Source organism: Pseudomonas sp. FBCC-B1565, assembly GCF_059133265.1.
This window is the reverse complement of record NZ_CP101438.1, coordinates 2,851,101-2,878,046: the sequence shown is the minus strand read 5'-3', so window position 1 is coordinate 2,878,046 and position 26,946 is coordinate 2,851,101. Positions and strand designations below refer to the sequence as shown.

Here is a 26,946-nt window from a genome sequence, read left to right as displayed (position 1 = left end):
TACTCAGTAGTAGGCGTTTTCTTTCTGCGTATGGTCGGTCACGTCACGTACGCCCTTGAGCTCCGGAATACGCTCGAGCAGGGTGCGCTCGATGCCCTCACGCAAGGTCACGTCCGCCTGGCCACAACCCTGGCAGCCGCCACCGAACTTGAGCACGGCGATGCCGTCTTCAACCACGTCGATCAGGCTGACCTGGCCGCCGTGGCTGGCCAGACCCGGGTTGATCTCGGTCTGCAGGTAGTAGTTGATACGCTCGTTGACCGGGCTGTCGGCGTTGACGTTCGGCACCTTGGCGTTCGGCGCCTTGATGGTCAATTGGCCGCCCATGCGATCGGTGGCGTAATCGACCACGGCGTCATCCAGGAAGGCTTCGCTGAAGGCGTCGATGTACGCGGTGAAGCTTTTCAGCCCCAGGGCGGTGTCTTCAGGCTTCTCTTCGCCGGGCTTGCAGTAGGCAATGCAAGTCTCGGCATACTGGGTGCCGGGCTGGGTGATAAAGACGCGTATACCGATACCCGGGGTGTTCTGCTTGGACAGCAGGTCGGCCAGGTAATCGTGGGCGGCGTCGGTAATGGTTATGGCAGTCATGGAAACTCCTCACAGGCTTGCCGGCAGTTTACGCCAAAATATTACGCAGGTACAAAGTCCTAGTATTTTTGTCGGGAAAGGATTGCCGGATCCTCCATGCCAAACCAACGCTTAAGCCAGAGATAGGTGCTTTTCTCCAGCCATTGGTAGCTGAAAAATGCACACACTGCTGTCATCACGAGGCAAACGGGCAACATCGCATAGGGATCAATTCCGTTGCGCTCAGCGAACCATCGCCCGACGCACAGCACCATCGTGTGGAGCAAATACACCGAGTAAGAGCAGTCACCCAGCAGCTTCAACAATCGTGATCCGTGAAAGTATGGTTCCAACGCCACAAAACTGATGACCAATACCGCGCTGGGCACTCCCCACTCCAGCGCACGAGGCAAATCCGCCCCGTGATAAATCGCCGCTGAGGCCACCACGATACCCAGCACCGGCAGCCATGGTGGGGTCCGGCACGCCCCGCAGCAGTAGAGCATGCCGATCATGATGCCCATCAGGAATTCGAAGACGATGTCATTCCGGTAAAAGCCGTCGGCCCAATTCAAGGCCGGCGTGATGAGGTAACACGCCAAGTACAGCAGCGCTGCCACTACCCATAACCGATATGACCGCCGCACTAGCAAGGCAAAGGCGAACAGTAGATAGAACAGCATCTCGAAATTCAGGGTCCACCCGACGTCCACCAGCGGATAGACGCCAAACCCCCCTGGGTTCTGAGCAGGAATGAACAGCAGCGACAGAAGCAGATGACTCGTCTCGAGGTGGGTTTCTGCAAACAGCGACGGCACAGCCAACAGCAACAAAGCCATGAGCAGGGTATAGAACCAGTACGCTGGCGTGATCCTTGCCAAACGCATGAGGATGAAACGCCAGGGGGTCAGTGCCTTGTCGGCGGTCGCCAGGAAAATCACCAGGCCGCTGATCACAAAGAACACGTCTACACCAACGGCGCCTTTGTCGGCGAACAGATACGCCATAGGCGTATCCACTTCAAAGTTGAAAAACACCTGAATGAAGTGATGTCCAACCACCACCCACGCAGCCAACGCTCTTAGCGCCTGCACTGAAATCAACATAGTCGGAGCTTCCTTTGCAATCCCGCAAGATAGATATCCGACCGCTTCAGCACCCGCTCAGAGAGATGACTGGATCACTGCCATTAGTTATAGGTTCTCATAGCGGTTCATGTCCAATACGCCCTCTTCCACCGGCGTAGTCTCACGAATGTACTGCGACAAATCATGGAAATACTGCCAGAACAGCGGATGACTGCGCCGCACCCCCCACCGATCCACAATCTTCTCGAAACCCTTGGCATCCTTGGCCTGCTCCATTTCCGCCACGAACTCAGGCACTTGCTGGGCCGGTATGTTGAACATGAAATTCGGGTAGCTGCTCAGCACACCCGGATAGATGGTCACCGTGTCCAGCCCCGGCTGATAGCGATAAGCCTCGCCCAGCAGAAACGCGACATTACTGTGAGCACGATTGCGCAGCAGGCTATAGACCACACGCTTGCCACTGGCGGTTTCAACCCGCAGCATCGTCGCTTCAGGCAATTGATCAATCACCTTGAGCCCGGCAGCTGGGCGTGAGGTCAGGCGGCTCAGTGCCTGCTCCGCATCCTGCAAGGCCGGGTCGATCCCATCGCGGGAGCAATAGGCGCCGCTGCAACGGTTGATCGGGTCCGGGCTGGCATTCAAATCGCCGTAACGGGTGAGCAACTGGTTGGCAAAGTCGCGCTTCGGATCCTTTTCGTTCAGGTGCAGGCCGGTGGGTTTGTCGTCATCAATGGCCTCGTAATCCAGCCACAGCTTGAGCTTGCCGCTGTTCTGGTACCAATCGTCGAGGAAATCATCGCGCGAATCGGCCGGCATCAATCGCAGGAAGTTCTGCTCGGCACCATTGCGAATCAGGTCGAAGTACAGCCGGGTCTGGGCCTGGTGCGACACATTGCCGAACACATCAAAGTTCACCGCCAGTTGGTAATAGGTGCGCTCCAGCAGTGGATAGTCGAACAGCCACATCGTCTGCGGCACTTCACCGATCAGGCCTTTGCTGACCGATGCGCTGTCGAAGTGACGGAAAATGCTCAGCAAGGCATTGTCATTGCCCGCCCACAGGCTCGACCAGCTTGGCGGCGGCAGGTCAGCGTAGCTGTCACGGCGCAGGGCTTCGTATTCGTTGCGTTTATCGCGGTAGGCCAGCCACAGGCTGAGCACGCTGCCCACGTCATCGTTCTGCCCCGGCATGGCCAGCAGCGGCGTGGCCTGGCCGCGATAACGTGCATCGGTGATGTACAGATCGTGGTCCGGGTCCTGGAACAGGGTCCAGAAATTGTCGCGGATCACGTCCGTGGCAATCTGCCCACGGCACACCGGCCCACGGATAAAGGTACGCACGAAATACTCGGCATTATCCAGCATGAACTGGTAGCGCGCCTTGGCCGGGATGGCTTCGAAGGTTTCGAAAGGGTTGGCGCGGCGGCCCGGACCGTAGCCCGGCAAGGCGTTGACCTGCCAGTTGCTGGCGTAGAACAGCTCTTTGATGCGGGCCATCTTCTCGGCACTGAACGGGTACGTGATGTGGGTTTTATGCACGATCACGCCCTGCACCGGCCACAGGCGGTAATACACGCGGGTGCCGGGGTCATCATTGGGACGACGCGTGGCAATCAGGTCGATGGGCTGGCCACTCGGCGTGCGCGAACGCACCCACTGGAAGAAATGCCCCGGCTCGCCATTCTCGAAATAGATGTGGGCAAGGAACAAATGCTCGAACAACCAGCGCGCCACCAGGCTTTCACGGGCGCCGGGCTGGTTGAACAGGTTTTCCCACTGCTGCACTTTCAGGGCTTCTTTCGCGCTGGGCGCCAGGCCTTGCTCATCAATTGGCGCGCCGGACGCCAGCCAGCGTTGCAGGGTCTGGTACTGCTGGTCGGTCAGGCCGGTGACCGCCAGCGGCATGCCTTCCCTGGGGTGGGCACCGGCGTAGGCGTTGAACTCGCCGGGCATGGCGCACATGTTCTCGCGGTTCAGGCCCAGCACAATGTCTTCGGGCAGCTTGGCGTTGGGTTGCAACGGCGCGTTATGGCCCAGCTCCAGCATGCGCGCCATCAGCGCGGCCTGGCTGCCCTGGGCGTCCAGCACTGAATAGAAGCCCTTCTGCTGCCAGGCCTGTTTGCCAAAGGCGTCATAGAACAAGCGGGTGGTCGGCGTGGCCTGGCTGCGCTCGCCATCGTAGACCGGCACTTTGCTTGCGCCGCGCGCCGCGCCCTCGGCACTGCCCAGGTTGAGCTGGCAGGCGGAGTCGTAGCAGGCGTGGCAGGCCACACATTTCTCGGTGAAGATCGGTTGGATATCGCGCGTGTAGGAAATCGCCGGGGCGACTCCGTCGGCCTGGGCGATACAGGCAACCAATGCCAGGACGGCGCTGGTGATGAGGCGAAGTGACATGTATCCGGTCCCGATTCAATGCGTGCGCTGAAAAATTGCCGATGATTCTACCGGGCCATACGCCCCTGCAACATGAGCGATATTCATGTAAAAACCGGGCATGCTGCAAAACCGCACAGGTTTGTTATGATCCACGCCCTCCGTAATGCCTGACCAGAGTAGTCCCATGTCCGATCGTAGCGTTCGTCTGCAAGCCCTTCATCAAGCCCTCAAGGAACGTATCCTGATCCTCGACGGCGGTATGGGCACGATGATCCAGAGCTACAAACTGGAAGAACACGACTACCGTGGCAAACGCTTCGCCGACTGGCCGAGCGACGTCAAGGGTAACAACGACCTGCTGGTGATCACCCGCCCGGACGTGATCGGCGGCATTGAAAAAGCCTACCTGGATGCCGGTGCCGACATCCTCGAAACCAACACCTTCAACGCCACCCGCATCTCCATGGCCGACTACGGCATGGAAGAACTGGCCTACGAGCTGAACGTGGAAGGTGCACGCCTGGCGCGCAAGATCGCCGACGCCAAGACCCTGGAGAACCCGGCCAAGCCACGCTTCGTCGCCGGCGTGCTCGGCCCGACCAGCCGGACCTGCTCGTTGTCGCCGGACGTGAACAACCCCGGCTACCGCAACGTGACCTTCGATGAACTGGTGGAAAACTACACCGAGGCCACCAAAGGCCTGATCGAAGGCGGTGCCGACCTGATCCTGATCGAGACCATCTTCGACACCCTCAACGCCAAGGCCGCGATTTTCGCCGTGCAAGGTGTGTTCGAGGAGCTCAATACCGAACTGCCGATCATGATCTCCGGCACCATCACCGACGCCTCCGGTCGCACCCTGTCGGGCCAGACCACCGAAGCGTTCTGGAACTCGGTCGCCCACGCCAAGCCGATTTCAGTGGGCCTGAACTGCGCCCTGGGCGCCAGCGAACTGCGTCCGTACCTGGAAGAGTTGTCGAACAAGGCCAACACCCACGTGTCCGCGCACCCCAACGCCGGCCTGCCCAACGAATTCGGCGAGTACGACGAACTGCCTTCGGAAACCGCCAAGGTCATCGAAGAGTTCGCCCAGAGCGGCTTCCTCAATATTGTCGGCGGCTGCTGCGGCACCACGCCAGGCCATATCGAGGCCATCGCCAAGGCCGTGGCCGGTTACGCGCCACGCGTGATCCCGGACATCCCCAAGGCGTGCCGCCTGTCGGGCCTGGAGCCGTTCACGATTGATCGCAGTTCGCTGTTCGTCAACGTCGGCGAACGCACCAACATCACCGGCTCCGCCAAATTCGCCCGCCTGATCCGTGAAGACAACTACACCGAAGCCCTCGAAGTCGCCCTGCAACAGGTGGAAGCCGGCGCCCAGGTGATCGACATCAACATGGACGAGGGCATGCTCGATTCGAAGAAGGCCATGGTGACCTTCCTCAACCTGATTGCCGGCGAGCCGGACATCTCCCGCGTGCCGATCATGATCGACTCCTCCAAGTGGGACGTGATCGAGGCTGGCCTCAAGTGCATCCAGGGCAAGGGCATCGTCAACTCCATCAGCATGAAGGAAGGCGTCGAGCAGTTCATCCACCACGCCAAGCTGTGCAAGCGCTACGGCGCCGCCGTGGTGGTGATGGCCTTCGACGAAGCCGGCCAGGCCGACACCGAAGCGCGCAAGAAAGAGATCTGCAAGCGTTCCTACGACATCCTGGTGAATGAAGTCGGCTTCCCACCGGAAGACATCATTTTCGACCCGAACATCTTCGCGGTCGCCACCGGTATCGAAGAGCACAACAACTACGCCGTCGACTTCATCAACGCCTGCGCCTATATCCGTGACGAACTGCCCTACGCGCTGACCTCCGGCGGCGTGTCCAACGTGTCGTTCTCGTTCCGTGGCAACAACCCGGTGCGCGAGGCGATCCACTCGGTGTTCTTGCTGTATGCGATCCGCAACGGCCTGACCATGGGCATCGTCAACGCCGGCCAACTGGAGATCTACGACCAGATCCCGGTAGAACTGCGCGACGCCGTGGAAGACGTGGTGCTCAACCGCACGCCGGACGGCACCGACGCCCTCCTCGCCATCGCCGACAAGTACAAGGGCGACGGCAGCGTCAAGGAAGCCGAGACCGAAGAATGGCGTGGCTGGGATGTGAACAAGCGCCTGGAGCACGCCCTGGTCAAGGGCATCACCACGCATATCGTTGAAGACACCGAAGAGTCCCGGCTGTCGTTCGCGCGCCCGATCGAAGTGATCGAAGGCCCGCTGATGTCCGGCATGAACATCGTCGGCGACCTGTTCGGCGCCGGCAAAATGTTCCTGCCCCAAGTGGTGAAGTCCGCCCGGGTGATGAAGCAGGCCGTGGCCCACTTGATCCCGTTCATCGAGCTGGAAAAAGGCGACAAGCCGGAAGCCAAGGGCAAGATCCTGATGGCCACGGTGAAGGGCGACGTGCATGACATCGGCAAGAACATCGTCGGCGTGGTGCTGGGCTGCAACGGCTATGACATCGTCGACCTCGGCGTGATGGTGCCGGCGGAGAAGATCCTGCAGGTGGCCAAGGAGCAGAAGTGCGACATTATCGGGCTGTCCGGCCTGATCACCCCGTCCCTGGACGAGATGGTGCACGTCGCCCGCGAAATGCAGCGCCAGGACTTCCACCTGCCGCTGATGATCGGCGGGGCGACCACCTCCAAGGCGCACACGGCAGTGAAGATCGAGCCCAAGTACAGCAATGATGCGGTGGTGTACGTGACCGACGCCTCGCGTGCGGTGGGCGTGGCCACGCAGCTGTTGTCCAAGGAACTCAAGGCCGGCTTTGTCGAGCGTACCCGCGAAGAGTACGTGGAAGTGCGCGAACGCACCTCCAACCGCAGCGCCCGCACCGAACGCCTGAGCTACCCGGCCGCCATCGCCAAGAAGCCGCAGTTCGACTGGAGCAGCTACACGCCAGTGGTGCCGACCTTTACCGGCGCCAAGGTGCTGGACAATATCGACCTCAAGGTGCTGGCCGAGTACATCGACTGGACACCGTTCTTTATCTCTTGGGACCTGGCCGGCAAGTTCCCGCGCATCCTCGACGATGAAGTGGTCGGTGAAGCCGCCACCGCGCTGTACGCCGACGCCCAGGAAATGCTCAAGAAGCTGATCGATGAAAAACTCATCAGCGCCCGTGCGGTGTTCGGTTTCTGGCCGACCAACCAGGTGCAGGACGATGACCTGGAAGTCTATGGCGACGACGGCCAGCCGATTGCCCGGTTGCATCACCTGCGCCAGCAGATCATCAAGACCGACGGCAAGCCGAACTTCTCCCTGGCCGACTTCGTGGCGCCCAAGGACAGCGGCGTGACCGACTACATCGGTGGCTTCATCACCACCGCCGGCATCGGTGCCGAAGAAGTCGCCAAGGCCTACCAGGACGCGGGCGACGACTACAACTCGATCATGGTCAAGGCCCTGGCCGACCGCCTGGCCGAGGCCTGCGCCGAATGGCTGCACCAGCAGGTGCGTAAAGAGCACTGGGGTTATGCCAAGGACGAGCAACTGGACAACGAGGCGCTGATCAAGGAGCAATACAGCGGCATCCGCCCTGCCCCCGGCTACCCGGCGTGCCCGGATCACACCGAAAAGGCCCAACTGTTCCAACTGCTCGACCCCGAGGCCCGCGAGATGCAGGCCGGTCGCAGCGGCGTGTTCCTCACCGAACACTACGCGATGTTCCCGGCGGCTGCGGTGAGCGGCTGGTACTTCGCCCACCCGCAGGCGCAGTACTTTGCCGTGGGCAAGGTCGACAAGGACCAGGTGACCAGCTACACGGCGCGTAAAGGCCAGGACCTGAGCGTGACCGAGCGCTGGTTGGCGCCGAACCTGGGTTACGACAACTAAGCCCCGCTGGATTGTCTATGCTCTCCCTCACACACCTTGTGTCGAGGGATGTATGGACGATCCAGTCAACAACAAGCCCCCTACCTTCTGGCAGATGCTGCACAGCGTGGTGGCGGCCGCGTTTGGCGTACAGAGCGGCAAGAACCGCGCCCGCGACTTCACCCACGGCAAGCCCAGCCATTTTGTGGTGCTGGGCATTCTGTTCACGGCTGTGTTTGCGTTGACGCTGTTCGGTATCGTCAAGCTGGTGCTGCACCTGGCGGGCGTCTAGCGCAGCAGCAGTTGCAAGCTAAAGGGGTATCGGTAGGACGCCGGCTTGCCGACGGCTGACAGTGCGCGGAAATCCACCGGCGCCATGGGGCCGAGCAGGCGTTGTGCCTGGGTCGTATCGATCAGTTGGAATAACGCCTCCTGCCGGTCACGCCCGCCATGGGCGTCGATATCCACGCCTTTGGCATCATCGTTGATCAATACCATCGCCCAACCACCCAGGGTGAAATGCCCTGCGACCAGCGTACCCAGGCGACCGTCAAGCCGTGCCCGCAGGATATCCGGCGAGCTGTTCGCCGCACCGAACAACACATCCTTGCCCGGCACACGTCCGCTGTCCTGCAATGCCTGCATGGCCCCCAGCGCCATCTCATCGTTGGCCGACCATACCAGCGCTGCCTGCGGGTAGCGTTTGAACAGCAGCGTGGCTTGTTCGTAGGCGCGCTGGCGGCTCCATTCGCCATAGACCAACTGACGCAGGCGCACCTCGGGATGTTCGGCCAAGGCCCGGCGCAGGCCCTGTTCGCGCAACTGCGCAGCCGGGGTGGTCTTGGCGCCGGAGAACGCCAGCAGGTCGATGAATGCACCGGGAGCCACCGGGCCATACTGGCGCAGCAAGTCGCTGAGCATCAGGTAGCCGGCCTGTTCGTCGTTGGCTACCAGGCTGCCGAGCCAGTCGATACCATTGCCCAGCAACTGCACCTGGTCGGCGGTCAACGCGTTGTTCACGATCAGCAGCTTCACGCCGCTGCCCTGGGCCATGCGCAGGATCTGCGGGGCGACGTATTGCTCGTTCACCAGCACCAGATAATCCGGTCGCTCGCTGCCGTGCAATGCCTCACGCGCCTGCATCAGCGTGTTGTTGGCATCCCGCTCTGAATAGCGCACACGCAAATGCAGGCCGAGGTCCTTGGCACCGGCCTGCATGAATTGCGCGTAGCTGACCCAGAAGGTTTCCGTCGACATGCCCGGGTTGAGAAACACCACCGACGTGGCATGGGCCATGGCCCCATACGCCGTTCCCAGCAACCACACACACGCAATCAGCACCTTCGACATGGTTTTTCGAGCCTGGAATAGTGACCGCCATGATAGTGGCAACACGGCAGTCAATCGAGGCTCTTTACTGGTGGCTCACCCAGAATACGGCGGTTCCCACCACCAGGATGATCAGAAACAGAATGGCCCAGGCGTCCACGGTACTGTCGGGCTTACGGGCTTTTGTCGGATTGCTCATCGCATCGCCTCTTATCGGTTTTATCGGTGAATACGCTCAAACACGCTCACAGTAAAGTCGACGATTGCCCGCATGACAAATGTGGGTATGGCGATAACGGTTCTCATTAGTCAATTTGGTTATTTGCATATACTCAAACATCACTTTTGCGCATAAACGCAAACTGGTATCGTGCGCCGGCTCCGTTGGGAGTGCGCGGCCGTGCGCGCAGATTTGCCGAGAACAGGACCTATATGTACGTATACGACGAATACGATCAGCGCATCATCGAGGACCGCGTCAAGCAGTTCCGTGATCAGACCCGACGCTATCTGGCAGGTGAACTGAGCGAAGAAGAGTTCCGCCCTCTGCGCCTGCAAAATGGCCTTTATGTTCAGCGCTTTGCGCCGATGCTGCGGGTGGCCGTGCCCTACGGCCAGCTGACATCGCGCCAGACGCGCATGATGGCCAAGATTGCCCGTGACTTCGACAAAGGCTACGCCCACATCAGTACCCGCCAGAACGTACAGTTCAACTGGCCGGCGCTGGAAGACGTGCCGGACATCCTGGCTGAACTGGCTACCGTGCAGATGCACGCCATTCAGACCAGTGGTAACTGCCTGCGCAACGTGACCACCGACCAATTCGCCGGGGTGGCCGCCGACGAGCTGATCGACCCACGCCCGTGGTGTGAAATCGTCCGTCAGTGGACCACCTTCCACCCCGAATTCGCCTACCTGCCGCGCAAGTTCAAGATCGCCATCAATGGCTCGACCTCGGACCGTGCGGCCATCGAAGTGCACGATATCGGCCTGGAGCCGGTGCACAACGCGGCAGGCGAGCTGGGCTTCCGTGTCCTGGTGGGTGGCGGCCTGGGCCGTACCCCGGTGGTCGGCGCCTTTATCAATGAGTTCCTGCCGTGGCAGGACCTGTTGAGCTACCTCGACGCGATCCTGCGGGTCTACAACCGCTACGGCCGGCGCGACAACAAGTACAAGGCCCGGATCAAGATCCTGGTCAAGGCCCTGACCCCTGAAGTCTTCGCCCAGAAAGTCGACGCCGAGATGGAACACCTGCGCGGTGGCCAGACGACCCTGACCGAAGCCGAAGTGCACCGCGTAGCCAAGCACTTCGTCGACCCAGAGTACAAGGCTCTGAGCAATCAGGACGCCGAGCTCGCAGCACTGGACAAAGAACATCCAGGTTTTGCCCGCTGGCGTGTGCGCAATACCCTGGCGCACAAGAAGCCGGGCTATGTGGCGGTGACCCTGTCGTTGAAACCTACCGGCGTCGCGCCGGGCGATATCACCGACAAGCAGCTGGACGCCGTCGCCGACCTGGCCGAGCGCTACAGCTTCGGCCAACTGCGCACCTCCCACGAGCAGAACATCATTCTCGCGGACGTTGAGCAGAGCCAGTTGTTCACCCTGTGGGGCGAGCTGCGCGAAGGTGGTTTCGCCACGCCGAACATCGGCCTGTTGACCGACATCATCTGCTGCCCGGGCGGCGATTTCTGCTCCCTGGCCAACGCCAAGTCGATCCCGATCGCCGAATCGATCCAGCGCCGTTTCGACGACTTGGACTACCTGTTCGACATCGGCGAGCTGGACCTGAACATCTCCGGTTGCATGAACGCCTGTGGTCACCACCACGTCGGCCACATCGGCATCCTGGGCGTGGACAAGAAAGGCGAAGAATTCTACCAAGTGTCCCTGGGTGGCAGCGCCAGCCGCGATGCGAGCCTGGGCAAGATCCTCGGCCCATCCTTCGCCCAGGAAGCCATGCCCGAGGTGATCGGCAAGCTGATCGACGTGTACATCGAACAGCGCACCGAAGATGAGCGTTTCATCGACACCTACCAGCGCATCGGCATCGACCTGTTCAAGGAGCGCGTCTATGCAGCGAATCATTAAGAACAACGAAGTCCTCGACGAAACCTGGCACCTGCTGCCCAAGGACGCGAGCTTCGACGGCATCTCCAACTGCGACGACCTGATCGTGCCGTTGGCCCTGTGGCGCGAACACGGCCATGCCCTCAAGGCCCGCGACGGCGGCCTGGGCGTGTGGCTGGACGCCGATGAAGAAGCCGAGGAAATCGGTGATGACGTGGAGCACTTCCAGGTCATCGCCCTGAACTTCCCGGCCTTCACCGACGGTCGCAACTACTCCAACGCGCGCCTGCTGCGTGACCGCTACGGTTACAAGGGTGAGTTGCGTGCGATCGGCGACGTGCTGCGCGACCAGCTGTTCTACCTGCGCCGCTGCGGCTTCGATGCTTTCGCCCTGCGCGCGGACAAAGACCCGTACGAAGCACTGGAAAGTCTCCAGGACTTCTCGGTGACGTACCAGGCGGCAACGGATGAGCCACTGCCGTTGTTCCGCCGGCGCTGAATCGCTGCAAATGAAAAACCCTGGCAATGCCAGGGTTTTTTCATGGGTTGGATTTGATCGACGCCAACACTTGCTTCTGCCCCATCGAACACGGCACCCCTTCCGGCTGCGCCCGCACCGCCTCGAGCACACCCAGCAGTTGCGCCTTGCTGTCGGCCAGTTGCGCCTGCATTTCTTCGATCTGCATCACCTTGCGCTCCAGCGCTTCGATCAACTCCTCACGCTTGTGCTCCCCCGGCGCGGGCATCAGCGCCTTGAGCTCCTGCAAGGTGAACCCGGCCTGCTGCGCGCTCTGGATCAGTTGCAGGGTCTGCAGAGCTTCCGGTGCATAGCGTCGATAGCCGTTGGCCTGGCGCCCGACCTGACTGATCAGGCCTTGCGACTCATAGAACCGGATACGCGACGCCGCCAGCCCACTCTGTTTTGCCAGTTCGCCAATATTCATCGAATGCCTGCTTGACCTTAAAGTTACCTTTAAGCTTAGCCTGAGGCCTCCCCCGCTCAGGAGTCAACCCATGTCACCCTTTGAAGCCCTGCAACTGCCCAATGGCCAAGTCCTTTCCAACCGTATCGCCAAGGCGGCGATGGAAGAGAACATGGCGGATGCCCGGCAAGCGCCGTCCCCTGAGTTGATGCAGCTCTACGCGGCCTGGGCCGATGGCGAGCCGGGCCTGTTGATCAGCGGCAACGTGATGGTCGACCGCCGCGCCATGACCGGCCCCGGCGGCGTCGCCCTTGAGGACGAGCAGCAACTGCAGCGCTTTCGCGAATGGGCAGACGTGGCGCGGCGCAAGAACGTGCACTTCTGGTTGCAACTCAGCCACCCAGGACGCCAGACACCCGCCAACCTGCGCCAGCAGGCCATTGCACCGTCCGCCGTGGCGCTCGACCTGGGCGGTTTCTCGAAGATGTTTGCCACGCCCAAGGCCATGACCGAGGCCGACATCCAGGACGTGATCCAGCGCTTCGCCACCAGCGCACGCCTGGCCGAAAAAGCCGGCTTCACCGGCGTGCAGATCCACGGTGCGCATGGCTACTTGCTTAGCCAGTTCCTGTCGCCATTGAGCAACCAACGTACGGATCGCTGGGGCGGTTCACTGGAGAACCGTGCACGCCTGCTACTGGACGTGATCCGTGCGGTGCGTGCCTGTGTCAGCCCGTCGTTTTGTGTGTCGGTCAAACTCAACTCCGCTGATTTCCAGCGTGGTGGGTTCGAAGAAGCGGATGCACGCGCCGTGGTCGAGATGCTCAATCCGCTGTCCATCGACCTGCTGGAATTGTCCGGCGGCAGCTATGAAGCACCGGCCATGCAAGGCGAAGCACGCGACGGCCGGACCCTGGCCCGTGAGGCGTATTTTCTTGAATTCGCCAGCGAAGTCGCGGCCATTGCCCAGATGCCAGTAATGGTCACCGGCGGCATCCGTCGCCTGCCCATCGTGCAACAAGTGCTCGACAGCGGCATCGCCATGGCCGGTATCGCCACCGCCCTGACGCTGGAGCCACAACTGATCCAGCACTGGCGCGAAGGCCGCGACCCCAACCCGCAACTCAAACCCATCGACTGGAAGCGCAAGCCCCTGGCCTCCCTGGCCATTCTCGCCGTGGTGCGCTACCAGATGCGCCGCCTCAGCCGCGGCCATTTGCCCAAGACCAACGTCGCGCCCTGCATGGCGCTGGTGCGTGACCAATGGTTTCTGGCCCGACGCACCCGGCAATACCGTGCAGCCATGACGCAATCTTCACATTAAAGGCGGAGCATTCGCCGTGATCGAACTGTCCCCTATTGATCAGCAGTTTTTAACCTCACTGACGATTGGAGTTCTTCATGGCGAAAATCAACCTGGCCCAGCAACTGGCGACCACCCTTGAACAGGCGGGCATCAAGCGCATCTGGGGCCTGACCGGCGACAGCCTCAACGGCCTCACCGACGCGCTGCGCACCATGGACAGCATCGAATGGATGCACGTGCGTCACGAGGAAGTGGCGGCTTTTGCTGCCGGTGCCGAAGCGGCGGCTACTGGCGAGCTGACGGTGTGCGCCGGCAGTTGCGGGCCGGGCAACCTGCATTTGATCAACGGGCTGTTCGATTGCCATCGCAACCATGTGCCGGTACTGGCGATTGCCGCACAAATTCCATCCTCAGAGATTGGCCTGAACTACTTCCAGGAAACCCATCCGCAAGAACTGTTCAAGGAGTGCAGCCACTTTATCGAACTGGTCACCAACCCCGAACAGATGCCCCAGGTGCTGCATCGCGCCATGCGCTCGGCGATCCTCAATCGCGGCGTGGCCGTGGTGGTAATACCGGGCGATGTATCGCTGCTGGAGGTCGAGGACAAACTCAAGCCGTGGCCCGCCCTGCATGCACCGCGCACACTGCCGGCGGAACAGGACCTGCAACGCCTCACCGATATCCTGGAAAGCAGCCGCAAGGTTACCCTGCTGTGCGGCAGCGGGTGCGCCGGCACCCATGATCAAGTGGTCGCCCTCGCCGACGCACTGGGCGCTCCCGTGGTGCACGCCCTGCGTGGCAAGGAGCATGTGGAGTGGGATAACCCGTTCGACGTAGGCATGACCGGCCTGATCGGTTTCAGCTCCGGTTACCACGCCATGCTCGACTGCGACACGCTGATCATGCTCGGCACCGATTTCCCTTACCGCCAGTTCTACCCCACCGACGCCAAGATCATCCAGGTCGACCGCAACCCCCAAGCGCTCGGTCGCCGTGCCACGCTGGACTTGGGCATCGCCGCTGACGTCAGCGAAACCATCAGTGCGCTGCTGCCGCGGTTAACGCGCAAGACCGATCGCAGCTTTCTCGACACGTCCTTGAAGCATTATGAAAAAGCCCGCCAAGGGCTGGATGACCTGGCTCAGCCGTCAAAGGCCAATCGACCGATCCATCCGCAATACGTGGCACGCTTGCTCAGCGAGTTGGCGGATGACGACGCGATCTTCACTGCTGACGTCGGCTCCCCCACCGTGTGGGCTGCACGCTATTTGAAGATGAATGGCAAGCGCCGCCTGATCGGTTCGTTCAACCATGGCTCGATGGCCAACGCCATGCCCCAGGCCATTGGCGCGCAGGCAGCATTCCCGGGCCGCCAGGTGATCTCGATGTCGGGTGACGGTGGTTTCGCCATGCTGATGGGCGACTTCATCTCGCTGGCGCAGCTGAACTTGCCAGTCAAAGTCATCGTGTTCGATAACTCGTCCCTGGGCTTTGTCGCCATGGAAATGAAGGCGGCGGGCTACCTGGACGCCGGCACCGAGCTGAAAAACCCGGACTTCGCCGCCATGTCCAATGCCATGGGTATCCTCGGCATCCGCGTGGAGCAATCCGAGGACCTGGAACCGGCCCTGCGCCGCGCCCTGGCCCATGACGGCCCGGTACTGGTGGATGTGGTCACCGCCACTCAGGAACTGGTGATGCCGCCGACCATCAAGCTGGAACAGGCCAAGGGGTTCAGCCTGTACATGCTCAAGGCGGTGATGAGCGGCCGCGGCGATGAAGTCATCGAACTGGCCCGCACCAACTGGCTGCGCTGAGCCGCGCTAGCGCAAGGAAGCGCCGTAGCGGACCACTACCTGGGTGATCACCTCGACCAGGCGAGGGTCGGCGTCCGGCGCACTGAACAGGCGGAATTCGGCATCGGGCAGCGCGGGTAAACCGTGTTCGGCGCCGAGCACCGTCAAGCCGGGCACCAGTTGGCTACGGGCGATGGGGGCGATGGCAAACCCGGCCAATGCAGCGGCATGCAGCGCGGCGTAGCTCGTACAGAGCATGGCGGTGCGCTGGGCGATGCCGGCCTGGGCCAGGCGTGACAGCGCCGCTTCGCGGTAAGGGCATGGTTCGGGAAACAACGCCAGGGGCAAGGGCGCAGGCAATGTCGTCATCGGCTGCGCGGACCAGGCCCACACCAGCGGTTCCTGCCACAACGCCAGGCCGGGCTCGCTGGATTCACACAACGATCCCACCACCACATCCAGTTCGCCCTGCTTCATCAACGCCAGCAGCGAACCGGGAATGCCGACCTGTACAGTGATTTGCATACCGGGATAGTGCGCGGCGACTTCCTGCAACTCGCGCAACAGGCGTGCCTGCGCAAACTCTTCCGACACGCCTACGCGCAGGTTTCCCTGGAACGCCGAGCGCGTCAGCTCGGCCCAGGCATTACGATTCAACGCCAGGATGCCCCGCGCATACGCCATCAGGCGTTCGCCGTCCGCTGTCAGCTGTTGAGAACGCGTGGTGCGCGTGAGCAATGGCTTGCCCACCTGTTCCTCCAGGCGCCGCAAGTGCCCGCTGACCGCCGATTGCGTGAGGTGCAAACGCTCGGCGGCGCGACTGAAGCCGCCCTCATCCACGACGCAGACGAAGGTTTTGAGCAATACGCTATCGAACATATTTTGATACGCAATCAATGAGCTAGTAAAACACGATTTATATTTCAATCAACGCTATGTTGCAATGCTCGGGTCATCTTTATCCGAGGCCTGCCATGACTACGCTCCTGCACATCGAATGCTCACCGCGCAAACAACGCTCCGCATCATTGGAAATCGCTCGCCAGTTTATTGCCCGCTATCAACAAAACGCGCCGGACACCCAAGTGAATACGCTGGATCTGTGGGCATTGGAGCTGCCCGAATTCGACGGCCCGGTGATGGACGCCAAGTACGCCGGGCTCAGCGGTACGCCGTTGACTGAGGAACAAGCCATCGCCTGGTCTGCACTCAAAACACTCGCCGCCCAGCTGCATCAGGCTGACGTGCTGGTGTTCTCGGTGCCGCTGTGGAATTTCGCGGTGCCTTACAAGCTCAAGCACTTTATCGATGTGGTGTCGCAGAAAGATGTGCTGTTCGAGTTCAGCCCGGAGCACGGCCTGCGCGGGTTATTGCGCAACAAGACAGCGGTGAATGTGTACGCGCGGGGTATGGATTTTTCGGCGCCGGACGCCCAGGCGATGGATTTCCAGAAGCCCTATATGGACGCCTGGCTGGGCTTTATCGGGGTGACGGACGTGCATTCGTTGTACGTGGAAAAGACCATCCTGGGGCCGGAGGTCGATCAGGCATCACGCCTCAACAACACGGCGCTCGCTCTGTTGTTGGCAGATCAACTGGCCTGACCCGCAAAAAAGCCCGGCCATTGCGGCCGGGCCTCCTTGTAATCAACCGTGCTGTTTGGCCACCCACTTGCCATAGGCGTCAATGAAGGCCTGCAGGAACGGCTTGGTTTTCTCGGAGACCTTGCCCCCCTCATCAAACACGGCGCCCGCCCCACCCAGGTAAGCCTCCGGCTGCTGCATGCACGGCACATCGAGGAACACCAGGGACTGGCGCAGGTGATGGTTGGCGCCGAACCCGCCAATCGCACCCGGCGATACGCTGATGATCGCGCCAGGCTTGCCACTCCAGGCGCTCTGCCCGTAGGGCCGGGAACCCACGTCAATGGCATTCTTCAACGGGGCCGGGACGGAGCGGTTGTATTCCGGGGTCACGAACAACACCGCGTCGGATGAGCTCACCTGTTTGCGGAAAGTACTGTAGGCTGCCGGCGGTGATGCTCCGTCAATGTCTTCGTTGTAGAGCGGCAAATCGCCAATTTCCACAATGTTCAACTTCAGGTTGGCAGGGGCCAGTTCGGCCAATGCGAGCGCGACCTTGCGGTTGATAGAGTCTTTTCTCAAGCTGCCGACCACGACGGCGACGGTGTAGACCTTGCTCATTGGGGTTTCCCGACGTCTGACTAAAAGGAGCTTGTAGTTATAGAGTCTTCGCGACCGGTTCACCAGAAGGTTTTGATAATCCTGCGGTTGTTTGCACTGCGCAACACTATGTAGGAAGCATCTGAAAACGTCGGCGAATAGTATTTTTATTCCGTAAGTAAACTACCCCGCTCCATGACGGTCTACAGAACCGCAAATCGAGTGTTTATCTCCAGAGGTTCTAAACAGATGGCAGCAGTATTAGTCGGACAGTTTCATGCCAGAGACGCAGAAGGACGCGTGTATTCGGTGCATGAGTTCCAGGAATCCAACCCGGCGCAAGGCGACCTGGCTGGCTCGGCACCTACCATTACCTACAAGCTGGCCATTGGCGACCGTGTAGAGAAACTGGAAGGCGACGAATTCAAGCTGATCCAGTCGGGCACCATTCTCGTGCGCGAATCGCAAACCACCCTCGCATCATAAGATCCCGCCTTATCCACCTGCTCAGTCCTGGCCATTGACGGCGTTGACTGGGCTGGGGTGATCACGGGCGACGGATCTCGGTGACTTCAATGCCCTGCTCGCCCTCGACCTTCTTCACGGTCACCACCAATCGCCCCCGCTCCCCCTCCACCGCGAACATCGAACGCTGGTAACCCGCCGTGTTGTAGCCTGGGTGCGCCACCACCTGCCTGACCAGTTCAATCCCCAGCACCGCCCCCACCTGTTCGACGACCTGTTCCTGGGAACGGATAAACGCTTCAAGTGCAAGGTTTTCCGGCGCGGTTTCGTTTTGACTGTTGAAGAGATAAGCAGCCACGCACCCTACGGTCACCAGGACCAGCAGTTGCTTGACCGTTACCCCGAGGAATATCGAGGGTAGAGGCATGTGAGACCAGACCTGTTTTTGTTGTTAATGCCGGCAGCCGGCTTTGGTCGTTAATGATCAGCGCAGCCATTCTATTGAATACCCGGCCCGCTGCACATAGACTCCGGCGATGCGTTTACGTCATATCGAAGTGATTCAGGCCATCTTGCAGACCGGACACCTCGGCACGGCCGCCGAATGGTTGCAACTTTCCGTGGGCGAGGTGGACGCGGCGCTCAAGGACGCCGAGCAGCAATTGGGCTTCATGCTGTTCGCCAGCGTACGCGGGCGCTTGCAGGCGACCCGGGAAACCCTGGAACTGCAGGCGGAAATTGCCCATGTGTATGAGGCCCTGGAGCCGGTGCAACGCCTGGCCAGCCGCCTGAAAAACCATCATGCCCCTACCCTGCGCGTGCTCTGCACACCGCCCCTGGCCAATCAGCTGTTGCCGCAAAGCATTGCGGTATTGCGCCGCCGCTTCCAGGACACGCCCTGCAACCTGTCGAGCCAGCCCACCCGCGAGATCGTCAGGAGCCTGCTGCTGCACGAAGCCGATGTGGGCTTGAGCCTGCATGACCCGGAACACCCGCAGATCCACTGCACCGTACTCGCCCAGGGCAAGCTGCAACTGCTGGCGCCCCATGGCTGGCTGAAACCCAAGCAGAAGTACATTGCGCTGCAGGACCTCGCCGGGCAGTCGATGATCGGCCTGGAGGGCCAGGACCCGCTCAGCCGCCTGCTGGACGCCAAGCTGCAAGCCTTGCGCCCGCTGCCGGTAGTGCAGACGCGGGTGCAGACCTACCAGATGATGCGCAGCATGGTGGAAGCAGGCGAAGGCCTGGCGGTGGTCGACCCGTTCACCGCGTTCGGCGCACGCGAGGCCGGGCTGGATGCGTGCCCGGTGTCGCCGCCGATCATGGTCAGCCTGTATGCGCTGACGCTCAAGGATGGCCCGACCTCCCCGGCGTTGAATGCGTTGCTGGAGATCGTGACGCAGAAGGCCGAGGGTTTGCTGGCGGGTTAAGCGTTGTCGGCTTCGCTTTTGAACAACCGATACCAGAATATCGCCACTTCGCGGGTCTGCGGGTCGATACCGCGATAGCGCAGATGGTCGATGCCGCCCATCACATAGCCGCAACGCTCGTACAAGCGGCAGGCACCGAGGTTGTTGTTCTGGGTTTCGAGCATCATGCCGGGCAGGCTTTTCTTGCGGCTCCAGAACTGCGCCACATCTAGCAGCGCCTTGGCCACCCCATGGCGTCGCGCAGGCAGGGCCACCGCCAACTCGTCGACATGGGCAAAGCCGTTCCAATTGGTGCTGACCACGATGTGCCCCACCGCGCGGTCGTCCAGGTAAGCCATGAAGATCGCACTGTCGGGCGCGTCACGGAAACTGGCGAACTCCTCAGGGTCAATGCCGTAGCACTTGCGGTACGGCAAGATACGCTCCACGGGCCACTGGTCGACCCGCTTGCCCATTTGCGGCTCACCGTAGGCGCTGACTTCAAAGCTGAAGTCATTACCCCACACGTAGGCATCAAAGCCCTCGTCGGCGACCCGTACACTGAGCCCCGGATACTTCGGGTTCATTACAGCTTGCATAACCATCCTCAACCCTTGATGCAATCGACGGTGTAACAACGACCACTGCCGTCATCTTCGTGTTGCAACCCATGAACATCAGCGACAAAACCGGGGAAACTGCTATCGAACGTCCGGGCAAACGCCAGGTAGTCGATGATCGAGCGCGTCGACTCGGTAAAGCGCTCGCCCGGCATGATCAATGGAATACCGGGCGGATAAGGCACCAGCATCACGGCTGCGATGCGTCCTGGCAAGGCGTCGATGGAAACCGCCTCCACTTCGCCCCTCACCAATTGGTCGTAGGCGTCGGCGGGCTTCATCGCGATTTCCGGCAATACGGTGTACATGCGCTTCAGATGCTTGGCCGTGGCGTTGCTGCGATAACAGCTGTGCAATTGATCACACAGGTCGCGCAAGCCCATGCTTTGGTAGCGCGTCGGCCCTTGGGCAAACACCGATGGCAAACAACTGGCCAGGCTGATATTGGCGTCGTAGCTGCGCTTGAATTCCAGCAATTCGGTGAGCAAGGTACTCCATTTACCTTTGGTAATGCCCATCGAGAACAGTACAAGGAAGGAATACAACCCGGTCTTTTCCACCACCAGGCCGCGTTCCCAGAGGAATTTGCTCACCACCGCCGCCGGGATCCCGCAATCGCTCAAGGCCCCGCCGGCATTGAGACCAGGCATTACCAGCGTCACCTTGATCGGGTCCAGCAGCACGTAGTCTTCGGCTACATCACCGAAGCCATGCCAGTCATCCTGGGGGTGCAATAACCAATCAGCGGTGGCGACCTTGTCGATCCCCGCCACCGACGGTGGCTGCCAGATGGAAAACCACCAGTCCTCGGCGGCGATATGCTGGCGCAGGTTGGCCAGGGCGCGGCGGAAGCTCAGGGCTTCGTCGAACATCTCCTGCAACAGCGAGCGTCCGGCCGGGCCTTCCATCATCGCCGAGGCCACGTCCAGGGAGGCAATGATGCTGTATTGCGGCGACGTGGAGATATGCATCATGAAGGCTTCGTTGAAACGGTCACGGTCGAGTTGACGTGCGCCGCCATCCTGCACGTGGATCATCGAAGCCTGGCTGAAAGCGGCCAGCAGTTTGTGGGTGGAGTGAGTGGTAAACACCAGCGGGCTGTCCGGCGTGCGCGAGGTACCCATGCCGTAGCGCCCGGCGAAGAACTCATGAAACGCCGCGTAGGCGTACCAGGCCTCATCAAAATGCAGCACCTCGACGCTGTTGCCCAATTGCTGTTTGATCAGCTCGGCGTTGTAGCACAGGCCGTCGTAGGTGGAATTGGTGACCACCGCCATCTTCACTTTCGGCGGGCGACCACGGGTCAAGGGACTGGCGTCGATCTTGGCGCGGATCGACTCGGGGCTGAACTCGCTCAGGGGAATCGGACCGATGATCCCCAGTTCGTTGCGCTCCGGGCACAGGTACAGCGGGATGGCGCCGGTCATGATGATCGAATGCAGCACCGACTTGTGACAATTACGGTCCACCAGCACCAGGTCATCGCGCCCAACCATGGAATGCCAGACGATTTTGTTGGCGGTGGAGGTGCCGTTGATCACGAAGAAGGTGTGGTCGGCGCCAAAGTTGCGCGCGGCGCGCGCTTCAGCTTCGGCCAGCGGCCCGGTGTGATCCAGCAGTGAACCCAGCTCGGGCACCGAGACCGACAAGTCCGAGCGCAGGGTATTTTCCCCAAAGAATTGATGAAACGCCTGCCCCACTGGGCTCTTGCGATAGGCGACGCCGCCTCCATGGCCAGGCGTGTGCCAGGAATAGTTCGAATCCGCCGTGTGCTGCACCAGCGCCTTGAAGAACGGCGGCAACAGGCCATCCAGGTACGTGCGGGCCGCACGGGCGACTTGCCGGGCGAGAAACGGCACGGTGTCTTCGAACAGATACAGGATGCCGCGCAACTGGTTGAGTTCGCTCATGGCGTCGGCGGGCGCGTTTTCCAGGGTGACTTGCTCACCCAAAGCAAAGATCGGCAGGTTGGGCGCCCGCAGCCGCGCCAGGCGGATCAGCTCGACCATGTTCTGCAGCAGGTGGGTGTTTTCGCCAGCGCCTTCGGCGGCGATCAGCATGCACGCCAGGCCATGATGGGTCGACGCCACCAGCCTGCCTTCGGCGTAGTCCACTGCAGAGAAAATACTGAAGCCCTCTTGTTCCAACTCCCGGGCGATGCCTCGGACCCGGTCACCGGCAACTGTGTCGGCCTTGATGTCGCGGTGCACGATCAGGACGGGGAACTTCAGGTCTTTGTACATGAGTGCTTGTCGTCCTGAGGGCTATGCACTCAAGGGTAGAAGCTGGGGGACCATGACGCGAATGAAGATTTACAGGCAATTGAAATCAATTGTGGGAGGGGGCTTGCCCCCTCCCACATTTTTAATCGAGTCCAGCCAGGGGTTATTGCTGGGTCAGCTGGGTCCACAACGCCGGCGCGCCCGCCGACTTGGCGATCGCCTCCAGTCGCGCCGCATGTTCAGCCATATCCTGCTCACTCGCACGGATGATGGTGGTGGGCTTGCGATCAGCCGGCAAACGGCGGATTTCCGAAGGACGGTTGCCGGAGCCTTCCGCCGAGCCGCTGCCATCGGAGGCGTTGCCCGCCAGGGACAGGCTGGTCTGCCCACCGGTCATGGTCAGGTAGACGTCGGCGAGAATCTCGGAGTCGAGCAAGGCGCCGTGGAGTTCACGACCGGAGTTGTCGACGCCGTAGCGTTTGCACAAGGCGTCGAGGCTGTTGCGCTGACCCGGGTGGCGCTCACGGGCCATCATCAAGGTATCGAGGATCGAGCAGTGCTGGGAAATGTCCGCGCGATCGGTCTGCCCCATCAGGGCAAACTCGTTATTGATGAAGCCAACGTCAAACGCTGCGTTATGGATAATCAGCTGGGCGCCGTTGATGAATTCGAAAAACTCATCGGCGACTTCGGCAAAACGCGGCTTGCCCTTGAGGAATTCGTCAGTGATACCGTGGACGCCGATCGCGCCCTCGTCACTGTCACGATCCGGTTGCAGGTAGACGTGGAAGTGACGACCCGTCAGGCGACGCCCCATCAATTCGACACAGCCGATTTCAATGATCCGGTGGCCGTCGGTCACCGGCATGCCGGTGGTTTCGGTATCGAGTACAACAGATCGGATGGCCATCAGGGTTCAGCTCTCAACGGTGTGGTGTGAGTCAAAGGGCGCAATGTTAACACGTGAGTCAGCATCAGCTCTGCTTGTAGCCCCGCACTTCGTCCACGCCACGGTTGGCCAACTGGTCGGCACGTTCGTTGCCGGGGTGGCCGATATGGCCGCGCACCCACTTCCAGGTGATGTCATGGCGATTGCATTGCTCATCGAGCAGTTGCCACAAATCGGCGTTTTTCACCGGTTCCTTGGCAGCGGTCTTCCACCCGCGCTTCTTCCAGTTGACCATCCACTCGTTGATGCCCTTCATCACGTATTGCGAGTCGGTCACCAGCAGCACATTGCAGCGGCGCTTGAGTTCTTCCAGGCCACGAATGGCGCCCATCAGCTCCATGCGGTTGTTGGTAGTGTTGGCCTCACCGCCCCACAACTCCTTCTCCACGCCTTTGCACACCAGCAACGCGCCCCAGCCGCCGGGGCCCGGGTTGCCCTTGCAGGCGCCATCGGTGAAGAGTTCTACGCTATCGGTCATCGGTTGCTCGGTATCAATTCAAAAAGAGGGTTACGCTTCGCTTTGCTTGCGGTTGACCTTGGCCATCGGCAATGGCACCAACTTGCCCATCGGCTCACGCCGCACCTGTTGCACGGGGCGCAGCCCGACCACGATCTTGCGCGCCACCAGCAGATAAAAGCCGCCACCGGACAATTGCCAGGCGCCGGCCCGGCGCTCCCAGCCGGCCAGGCGGCCCTGCCACTTGGTCGACGCGAGCGGCGGACGATAGCACCCGAAGCGGCGTTTCTCCAGCGCGAAGCCCAGCAGGTTCAGCCAGTCGCCCACCCGTTGCGGCGAGATGCAGCGCGCCTGGCGCAGGCCATCATGGGCAAACACATGGCGCAGGCCCCAACTGCTCCAGGGGTTGATCCCCACGATCAGCAAATGGCCACCGGGCCGTACGCTGCTCGCCGCCTCGCGCAGCAAGCCATGGGGCGACAGGCAGAAATCCAGCCCGTGCTGCAACACCACCACATCGGCAGCATGTTCGCTCAACGGCCAGGCCTGTTCCTCGCACACAATCTCCACGCCAGGCAACGGTGCCCCCAAGCGAACATTACGTTGCACCTGCGGCGCGCAGGGCGGCGTTTCGGCCGAGGGGCCGTAGTGCACCAGATAGCCACCAAAGAACCGGCCCAGCTCGTCTTCGAGCATGCGCCGTTCTTCGTCCAGCAGAAATTGCCCGATGGGACCGGACAGCCACTCGCGGGCCGCGCCGATCAGGGCCAGCCACTCAGGATCGGCCTGGGCGAACGCTTTATCAGTCATTGCATTCTCCAACTCGCCTAGACGTTCTAAGATGCACCAATGTGTTCAGCTTGGCGAATCGAAGAATGATACAGATCAGTGCCCTGCCCGCCTTCACCGATAACTACATCTGGTTGTTACAGGACCCTCGCACCCAACGCTGCGCCGTAGTCGACCCCGGCGATGCCGCGCCGGTGCTGGCCTGGCTCGAGCAGAACCCTGGCTGGAGCCTCAGCGACATCCTGATCACCCACCATCACCACGATCACGTCGGCGGTGTCGAACAGCTCAAGCGTGAGACCGACGCCAAGGTCTACGGCCCGGCCAACGAGAAGATCCCGGCCCGGGACGTGGCGTTGCACGATAACGAGCGCATCACGGTACTCGGCTGGGACTTCGACATTTATAGCGTGCCCGGCCACACCCTGGGCCATATCGCCTTTTATCATCCAGGCGTGCTGTTGTGTGGCGACACCCTGTTCGCCGCCGGTTGCGGGCGCCTGTTCGAAGGCACGCCGGAACAGATGCACACCTCCCTCGAACGCCTGGCCGCCCTGCCCGCCGAAACCTTGGTGTACTGCACCCACGAATACACACAGAGTAACCTCAAGTTCGCCCAGGCTGTGGAACCGGATAACACAGATATAGCCGAACGAGTGGAAAACGTACGCCAACTGCGCGCCAGGGGCGAGATCACGCTGCCTTCCAACCTGGCCCTGGAAAAGCTGACCAACCCATTTCTACGCACCTCTGAAACATCCGTTAAACAAAAAGCGGACGAACGGAACGGCCGCGACAACCGCTCTGGGGCCGAGGTGTTTGCTAGCTTGAGGGCCTGGAAAGATAAGTTCTAACGGGAAGCAATCTGATACGTAATTTCTGAATGGTTGACCGGAACCCAGCGGGTTTCTAGAATCGCCCGACATTTTTGCCCGGAACTTACTTCCAGCCAATGTCGTCATCTATTCGTAAATCCAACCATTCAGACGCATTGACCCGCCTGGCTCAAGCTGTGGCGGTGGCTGTGTCCGCCACACTGGCGGGCTGCCAATCAAGCAATTTCACCGCACAATCCACCGTGCAACCCAAGCCAAACCTTACCGCCAAAATCAAACAGAAACCCGTCATCTGGCTTTCAGAAAAACCGACGCCCGATGTGCCCCAGGATGTTTGGGAACGCATGCGCCGGGGCTTTCAGCTGCAGGACGGGTTAGGCGTCAACCCGCGTATCGAGCAACAGCGCCTGTGGTTCGCCAGCAACCCGTCCTTCCTGGAGAACGCCGGAGAACGCGGCAGCCTCTACATTCACTACATCGTCGAACGCCTTGAAGAACGCAACATGCCCCTGGAGCTGGCGCTGCTGCCAGTGATTGAAAGTGCCTACAACCCGATGGCCTATTCGCGCAGCGATGCGGTCGGCCTGTGGCAGTTCATCCCCTCCACCGGGCGCTATTTCAACCTGCGCCAGACCCGCGCCTACGATGGCCGTCGCGACATCACCGCCTCCACCACCGCCGCCCTCGACTACCTGACCCGCCTGCATGACATGTTCAACGGCGACTGGCTGCTGGCCCTGGCCGCCTATAACGCCGGCGAAGGCACAGTGAGCCGAGCCATCGAGCGCAACGAGAAGCTCGGCCTGCCGACCGACTACTGGAACCTGCCGCTGCCCCAGGAAACCAAGGACTACGTGCCCAAGTTCCTGGCGCTGTCCCAAGTGGTGCTGGCACCCGAGGCCTATGGCGTCAACCTGAACCCGATTGCCAACCAGCCGTACTTCGAAGTGGTGGAAGTCAAGCAGAGCATGGACCTGTCCCGGGTTGCCGCGCTGGCCGAGATCGACGAAGACGAACTGTTCCAGCTCAACCCGGCGCTGAAACAACGCACCACCCTGGATGGCCCGCAGCATTTGCTGGTGCCCAGTTCCAAGGCGCAATTGCTGACCAGCACGCTTTCGACGATGAAGCCTGAAGAATTGCTGGCGATGCGTCCTAAAAAGCAGGTGTTCGACGAAGTCGAGACCGCACGGGTGGCCGGGCGTACCCGCAGCTACAAGGTACGCACCGGCGACAACCTGACGCTGATCGCCAAGGCCAACAAGGTCGACGTGCATGACCTGCAGCGCTGGAACAAGCTCAACGGCCAGGCGCTCAAGGTCGGCCAGACCCTGGTGATGCAGGACACGCGCAAGCTGGTGGCCAAGGCCGACAGCAAGAAGCCGGTGCAATACAAGGTCAAGAAAGGCGACTCGTTGTACATCGTCGCCAAGCGCTTCAATGTCGAGATGCAACACCTCAAGCGCTGGAACCCGCGTACCGGCCAGGCCCTGAAGCCTGGGCAGATGCTGGTGGTATCAGGTCCACGCTAAGGTTCAAGAAAACTGGGGAATCCATGTGGGAGGGGGCTTGCCCCCGATAGCAATGTACCAGCCAACAGATTCATCGGCAGGTATACCGCTATCGGGGGCAAGCCCCCTCCCACATTGGCCCTGCATCAGCCGACTGGCTTTTTCCAACC

At 61.0% G+C, this 26,946-nt stretch carries 24 protein-coding genes; 11 read left to right on the top strand and 13 right to left on the bottom strand.

Annotated elements, in window-relative coordinates; all coding sequences use genetic code 11:
* Window positions 1-3: 3 nt before the first annotated feature.
* The 3 genes from nfuA to NL123_RS13710 form a co-directional block, all read right to left on the bottom strand.
* Window positions 4-588, bottom strand: a complete 585-nt coding sequence (gene nfuA / locus NL123_RS13720; RefSeq protein ID WP_003173594.1) for a Fe-S biogenesis protein NfuA — start codon at window positions 586-588, stop codon at window positions 4-6.
* Between the two features lie 59 nt (window positions 589-647).
* Window positions 648-1,673, bottom strand: a complete 1,026-nt coding sequence (locus NL123_RS13715) for an acyltransferase family protein (RefSeq protein WP_248481977.1) — start codon at window positions 1,671-1,673, stop codon at window positions 648-650.
* Between the two features lie 87 nt (window positions 1,674-1,760).
* The gene (locus NL123_RS13710; protein ID WP_494358009.1) at window positions 1,761-4,052 is read right to left on the bottom strand and encodes a fatty acid cis/trans isomerase; all 2,292 of its coding nucleotides are present in this window, start codon (window positions 4,050-4,052) and stop codon (window positions 1,761-1,763) included.
* Between the two features lie 166 nt (window positions 4,053-4,218).
* Between NL123_RS13710 and metH the strand changes: the two genes are divergently transcribed.
* The gene (gene metH / locus NL123_RS13705; RefSeq protein WP_494358008.1) at window positions 4,219-7,929 is read left to right on the top strand and encodes a methionine synthase; all 3,711 of its coding nucleotides are present in this window, start codon (window positions 4,219-4,221) and stop codon (window positions 7,927-7,929) included.
* A 52-nt stretch (window positions 7,930-7,981) separates the two neighbouring features.
* On the top strand, window positions 7,982-8,200 hold the full coding sequence (locus NL123_RS13700) for a DUF2970 domain-containing protein (RefSeq protein ID WP_058426282.1): 219 nt from the start codon (window positions 7,982-7,984) through the stop codon (window positions 8,198-8,200).
* Here NL123_RS13700 and NL123_RS13695 read toward each other — a convergent pair.
* Window positions 8,197-9,258, bottom strand: coding sequence for an ABC transporter substrate-binding protein (locus NL123_RS13695; RefSeq protein ID WP_494358007.1), 1,062 nt, complete (start codon window positions 9,256-9,258; stop codon window positions 8,197-8,199). The genes NL123_RS13700 and NL123_RS13695 overlap by 4 nt on opposite strands.
* Window positions 9,259-9,669: 411 nt before the next feature.
* Between NL123_RS13695 and NL123_RS13690 the strand changes: the two genes are divergently transcribed.
* Both NL123_RS13690 and NL123_RS13685 read left to right on the top strand, forming a co-directional pair.
* Window positions 9,670-11,328, top strand: a complete 1,659-nt coding sequence (locus tag NL123_RS13690; protein ID WP_248481986.1) for a nitrite/sulfite reductase — start codon at window positions 9,670-9,672, stop codon at window positions 11,326-11,328.
* Window positions 11,312-11,806 (top strand): DUF934 domain-containing protein, encoded by a 495-nt coding sequence (locus tag NL123_RS13685; RefSeq protein ID WP_058426285.1) that lies wholly within the window; start codon window positions 11,312-11,314, stop codon window positions 11,804-11,806. Before NL123_RS13690 ends, NL123_RS13685 begins: the two co-directional genes overlap by 17 nt.
* A 40-nt stretch (window positions 11,807-11,846) precedes the next feature.
* Here NL123_RS13685 and NL123_RS13680 read toward each other — a convergent pair whose 3' ends face one another.
* Window positions 11,847-12,251: a MerR family transcriptional regulator gene (locus tag NL123_RS13680; RefSeq protein WP_494358006.1), complete on the bottom strand. Its 405-nt coding sequence runs from the start codon at window positions 12,249-12,251 to the stop codon at window positions 11,847-11,849.
* A gap of 70 nt (window positions 12,252-12,321) precedes the next feature.
* Between NL123_RS13680 and NL123_RS13675 the strand changes: the two genes are divergently transcribed.
* Window positions 12,322-13,554: an NADH:flavin oxidoreductase/NADH oxidase family protein gene (locus NL123_RS13675; protein WP_494358005.1), complete on the top strand. Its 1,233-nt coding sequence runs from the start codon at window positions 12,322-12,324 to the stop codon at window positions 13,552-13,554.
* 77 nt (window positions 13,555-13,631) lie between these two features.
* The gene (gene poxB, locus NL123_RS13670; RefSeq protein WP_248481992.1) at window positions 13,632-15,356 is read left to right on the top strand and encodes a ubiquinone-dependent pyruvate dehydrogenase; all 1,725 of its coding nucleotides are present in this window, start codon (window positions 13,632-13,634) and stop codon (window positions 15,354-15,356) included.
* Window positions 15,357-15,362: 6 nt separating this feature from the next.
* Here the strand turns inward: poxB and NL123_RS13665 are convergent, their stop codons facing one another.
* Complete coding sequence (locus NL123_RS13665; RefSeq protein WP_248481994.1) at window positions 15,363-16,214, bottom strand: LysR family transcriptional regulator; 852 nt, start codon at window positions 16,212-16,214, stop codon at window positions 15,363-15,365.
* Between the two features lie 95 nt (window positions 16,215-16,309).
* Between NL123_RS13665 and NL123_RS13660 the strand changes: the two genes are divergently transcribed.
* The gene (locus tag NL123_RS13660; RefSeq protein ID WP_248481996.1) at window positions 16,310-16,939 is read left to right on the top strand and encodes an FMN-dependent NADH-azoreductase; all 630 of its coding nucleotides are present in this window, start codon (window positions 16,310-16,312) and stop codon (window positions 16,937-16,939) included.
* A gap of 42 nt (window positions 16,940-16,981) precedes the next feature.
* Here the strand turns inward: NL123_RS13660 and NL123_RS13655 are convergent, their stop codons facing one another.
* Window positions 16,982-17,539 (bottom strand): NADPH-dependent FMN reductase, encoded by a 558-nt coding sequence (locus tag NL123_RS13655; RefSeq protein WP_248481998.1) that lies wholly within the window; start codon window positions 17,537-17,539, stop codon window positions 16,982-16,984.
* Between the two features lie 228 nt (window positions 17,540-17,767).
* Here NL123_RS13655 and NL123_RS13650 point away from each other — a divergent pair, with 228 nt between their 5' ends.
* Window positions 17,768-18,004, top strand: a complete 237-nt coding sequence (locus tag NL123_RS13650) for a hypothetical protein (RefSeq protein ID WP_058426290.1) — start codon at window positions 17,768-17,770, stop codon at window positions 18,002-18,004.
* Between the two features lie 61 nt (window positions 18,005-18,065).
* On the opposite strand, the gene NL123_RS13645 is transcribed toward NL123_RS13650, so the two are convergent.
* The gene (locus NL123_RS13645; protein ID WP_494358004.1) at window positions 18,066-18,410 is read right to left on the bottom strand and encodes a hypothetical protein; all 345 of its coding nucleotides are present in this window, start codon (window positions 18,408-18,410) and stop codon (window positions 18,066-18,068) included.
* 109 nt (window positions 18,411-18,519) lie between these two features.
* Between NL123_RS13645 and NL123_RS13640 the strand changes: the two genes are divergently transcribed.
* Window positions 18,520-19,413, top strand: coding sequence for a LysR substrate-binding domain-containing protein (locus NL123_RS13640; RefSeq protein WP_248482002.1), 894 nt, complete (start codon window positions 18,520-18,522; stop codon window positions 19,411-19,413).
* Here the strand turns inward: NL123_RS13640 and NL123_RS13635 are convergent.
* The 5 genes from NL123_RS13635 to NL123_RS13615 all read right to left on the bottom strand — a co-directional run bounded on the left by NL123_RS13635 (window position 19,410) and on the right by NL123_RS13615 (window position 24,450).
* Window positions 19,410-19,991, bottom strand: coding sequence for a GNAT family N-acetyltransferase (locus NL123_RS13635; RefSeq protein WP_248482005.1), 582 nt, complete (start codon window positions 19,989-19,991; stop codon window positions 19,410-19,412). The genes NL123_RS13640 and NL123_RS13635 overlap by 4 nt on opposite strands.
* A gap of 8 nt (window positions 19,992-19,999) precedes the next feature.
* Complete coding sequence (locus NL123_RS13630; protein WP_494358003.1) at window positions 20,000-22,255, bottom strand: Orn/Lys/Arg family decarboxylase; 2,256 nt, start codon at window positions 22,253-22,255, stop codon at window positions 20,000-20,002.
* A gap of 142 nt (window positions 22,256-22,397) precedes the next feature.
* Window positions 22,398-23,138 (bottom strand): DNA polymerase III subunit epsilon, encoded by a 741-nt coding sequence (gene dnaQ / locus NL123_RS13625; RefSeq protein ID WP_248488224.1) that lies wholly within the window; start codon window positions 23,136-23,138, stop codon window positions 22,398-22,400.
* A 70-nt stretch (window positions 23,139-23,208) separates the two neighbouring features.
* The gene (gene rnhA / locus NL123_RS13620) at window positions 23,209-23,661 is read right to left on the bottom strand and encodes a ribonuclease HI (protein WP_003173571.1); all 453 of its coding nucleotides are present in this window, start codon (window positions 23,659-23,661) and stop codon (window positions 23,209-23,211) included.
* 30 nt (window positions 23,662-23,691) lie between these two features.
* Entirely contained in the window at window positions 23,692-24,450 is a 759-nt protein-coding gene (locus NL123_RS13615) for a class I SAM-dependent methyltransferase (RefSeq protein WP_494358002.1), read from the bottom strand.
* A gap of 65 nt (window positions 24,451-24,515) precedes the next feature.
* Between NL123_RS13615 and gloB the strand changes: the two genes are divergently transcribed.
* Window positions 24,516-25,283, top strand: a complete 768-nt coding sequence (gene gloB, locus NL123_RS13610) for a hydroxyacylglutathione hydrolase (protein ID WP_248482011.1) — start codon at window positions 24,516-24,518, stop codon at window positions 25,281-25,283.
* A 98-nt stretch (window positions 25,284-25,381) separates the two neighbouring features.
* A complete protein-coding gene (locus tag NL123_RS13605; protein WP_248482013.1) occupies window positions 25,382-26,797 on the top strand; it encodes a lytic transglycosylase domain-containing protein in 1,416 nt (471 codons plus the stop codon).
* The last annotated feature ends 149 nt before the right edge of the window (window positions 26,798-26,946 follow it).